The organism is Roseateles sp. P5_B10 (genome assembly GCF_056400485.1).
Window position 1 is genome coordinate 1 of the sequence record NZ_JBFULE010000875.1, and the last position, 2108, is coordinate 2108.

The 2108-nt window shown below is 68.8% G+C and carries 1 protein-coding gene; it reads right to left on the reverse strand.

Annotation, left to right across the window (positions count from 1 at the left end; genetic code table 11):
* On the reverse strand, positions 1 to 2108 hold a 2108-nt coding region (locus AC1DU6_RS28745; protein WP_477861313.1), incomplete at both ends, for a PAS domain S-box protein.

The following is a 2108-nucleotide window of genomic DNA, read 5'->3' on the forward strand; positions in this document are numbered from 1 at the left end:
TCACTGGGGCCGGTCTCGGATTCGAAGACGACGGTCTGGCCCGCCATGGCCTTGGCCAGCCAGGGGCGCACCTGCGCGACGTAGTCCGCGTCACGCACTTCGTCAATGCGCCGGCCGAGCAGTTGCTCGGGATCGAGTTTGAGCAGGGTCTCGAACTGGCGGTTGGCGAACAGATAGCGGCCGTCGGCATCCAGGTGGGAGATCAGGGCCGGCAGGTTGTCCGTGATGGAGCGCAGGCGCCGCTCGCTGCGCTCCTGCTTCAACTGGGCACTGCGCAGGGCCGTGATGTCGAAGGTCATCAGATAGAAGCCGCTGACGGCATCGGTCTGCGCGTCGCGCATCGGCACGAGGTGGATCTGGAAATAGCCAGTGCCATCGCGCCAGGGTAGCGAGCCCTCGAAAGTCTGGCGCTGGCCTTGCAGCACGGCCTTCACATGGGGCTCGTGCAGGGCATAGCTGGCCTCGCCCAGGCCGTCGCGCATGGGCAGGCCGATGGCCTTGTCGCGGTCGACGTTGTGGATCTTGAGCGCCAGGTCATTGGCAAAGATGCAATGCTCCTCGGCATCGAAGACGCCGACGATGGCCGGGATGGCGTTGGTCACGTCGCGCATGCGCTGCTCGCTGGCGGCGAGTTGGCGGGCAGCGGCCTTGCGCTGGCTGACGTCGCGCACGAAGGCATGCGCGGCGTAGCCGTCGCCTGCCGCCATGGCGGCAACGGACAGCTCCACGTCCAGCAGCCGGCCGTCGCGGTGCTGGGCCACGAGCTCGACACGCTGGTTGACGACGCGGCCCTGGCCGGTGTGCCGGAAACGCGCCATGCCGGCCTCGTGGGCGGCGCGTGACTCAGGCGGGATGATGAGTTCGGCAACGCGCTGGCCCCTCGCCTCGGCCTCGGTGTAGCCGAACAGGCGTTCAGCCTGCAGGTTCCAGTCGGTGATGAGGCCTTCGCTGTCCAGGCCGATGAAGGCGTCGCTCGAGTTGTCGAGGATGGCGCGGCAGCGCGCCTGCTCGCCGGCCAACTGCTTCACCAGGGGCCTCACGTGCTGCCTGAGCACCCAGGTGCCTATCAAAGTCAGCACCGTCAGCAGCAGGGCCAGCCAGCCCAGGCGCTGGCGGATGACGGCGAAGACGGCGTCGATGTCGGCCTTGACGACCATGGCTAGGCCGGTGCGCCCGAGCGGCACATAGGCCGCGACGACCGGCACGCCGCGCAGGTCTGGCGTTAGCGTGACGCCCGTCTCGCCGAGCAGGGCGCGGTTGATCGGCAGGTTGACGTTGCCGCTCGCGTCGAACATCGGGATGGTGAAGGCCTTCGGGTAGAGCTTGGACGGCACACAGGACGCGACCTTGTCGATGCGGTTGCAGATCAGCACGTCGGAGGAGGCGTCGGTATCGCGGATGCGCATGACCAGGCGGTCCATCAATGCCARGCGCTGCTCGCTCTGGAAGCGGCCCACCACCTCGCCCTTGTCCATGACCGGAACGTCGATCGCAAGCAGGAAACCGCTGGTCCAGGCGAGACGACCCGTGGCGGCGTAGTCGGACGCCAGCGCCAGCGACGGCGTGCCGGCCTGGGCCGCGAAGGCGCCTGCCTCGGCCAGCGGCGCGCCGGTGGCGTCGACGAAGCGCGCCGCGGTGACGCCGGCCGTCAGCAGGCTGCGTGTGATGTTGCCCAGGCGCTCGCGCCGGGCGGTGTCGGCCGGGCTGCTGGCCAGCGCCGCGAGTTGCTCGATGACGATGGGGCGGGTGGCGATGGTCTGTGCGAGCCAGACGCCGCCGTCGACGGCGCTGACCAGTGCCTCGGCGGTGAGCACTGCCGTGGAGCGCACATCTTCCTTGCGCGTGTGCTCGAATTCCGATTCCAGCGCTGCGAAGCCGCCCGCACCGGCCGCCACGGCGACCAGGGCCAGCACGGCCAGCGAGCGCCGCGTGATGCGCTGCTCATGCAGGTCGATGCGCTCACGCAGGTCGCTCCAGCTCAGGCGCAATTCCCAGATCGACAGGGCCAGCAGCGCCAGGCCAGCGGCCGTCGGCAGCGTCAGGCGGTTGTATGAACCCCAGTGGTAGAGCTGCTCCAGATTMAGCAGATAGCCCAGGATGCCAAGGAG